Below are 1,191 nucleotides of genomic sequence, written 5' to 3'. Positions count from 1 at the left end.
CAGCATGCGCATGCTGTTGCCGACGAGCGCCGGGTCCGTGTGCTGGTACAGGTCCGGGTCGACCTTGATCGCGGAGGCGTGCAGGCCCGCCTTGTGCGCGAACGCGGAGACGCCGACGTACGGCTGGTGCGTGGAGGGGGTGAGGTTGACGACCTCGGCGATCGCGTGGGAGATGCGGGTCATCTCGCGGAGCTTGCCCTCGGGGAGGACCTGCTTGCCGTACTTCAGCTCCAGGGCCGCTACGACCGGGAAGAGGTTCGCGTTGCCGACGCGTTCGCCGTAGCCGTTCGCCGTGCACTGGACGTGGGTCGCGCCCGCGTCCACCGCCGCGAGGGTGTTGGCGACCGCGCAGCCCGTGTCGTCCTGGGCGTGGATACCGAGGCGGGCGCCGGTGTCCGCGAGGACCGTCGCGACGACGGCCTGGATCTGGGCGGGGAGCATGCCGCCGTTGGTGTCGCACAGGATGACGACGTCCGCGCCGGCGTCGCTCGCGGCGCGGACGACCGACTTCGCGTACTCCGGGTTCGCGCGGTAGCCGTCGAAGAAGTGCTCGCAGTCCACGAAGACGCGGCGGCCCTGGGCCTTGAGGTGGGACACCGTGTCCCGGACCATCTCCAGGTTCTCGTCCAGGGTCGTGCGCAGGGCCAGTTCCACGTGGCGGTCGTGGGACTTCGCGACGAGGGTGATCACCGGGGCGCCGGAGTCCAGGAGCGCCTTGACCTGGGGGTCCTCCGCGGCCTTGCCGTTCGCGCGGCGGGTTGCGCCGAAGGCGACGAGTTGCGCGTGCTGGAACGTGATCTCCTGCTGGGCCCGGGCGAAGAACTCCGTGTCCCTCGGGTTGGCTCCCGGCCAGCCGCCCTCGATGAAGCCGACGCCGAAGTCGTCCAGGTGGCGGGCGATGGCCAGCTTGTCCGCGACGGTGAGGTTGATGCCCTCGCGTTGGGCGCCGTCTCGGAGGGTGGTGTCGAAGACGTGGAACGAGTCGTCGGTGTCGGTCATGGTTCGGGGGCTCCTCGATGCGGGGCGCATGCTGCCGGAAAACGAAAAGACCCCTCGCGGGTGCGAGAGGTCTGCGCGGGTCGCTGTGCGGCTTGCTCAGCTAGGACCGGCGCTTGATGCTAATAATCGTGACGTTTGAGGGCACGGGGCAGTCTTACATGGGTTTCGGGTGGGGGTGGGGGGTGTCTCAGT

Annotated in this window: 1 protein-coding gene; it reads right to left on the bottom strand. The window is 69.4% G+C overall.

The window, feature by feature from the left end; genetic code table 11:
- A partial coding sequence (locus tag AOK24_RS43045) for a homocitrate synthase/isopropylmalate synthase family protein (protein WP_079057278.1) occupies positions 1-999 on the bottom strand: 999 nt, incomplete at its 3' end.
- Between the last annotated feature and the right edge of the window lie 192 nt (positions 1,000-1,191).

The sequence above is a fragment of the Streptomyces niveiscabiei genome (assembly GCF_001419795.1).
Classification (GTDB): Bacteria; Actinomycetota; Actinomycetes; order Streptomycetales; family Streptomycetaceae; genus Streptomyces; species Streptomyces niveiscabiei.
Note: the sequence above shows the minus strand (reverse complement) of the source record. Positions and strands in the feature narration are given on the sequence as shown.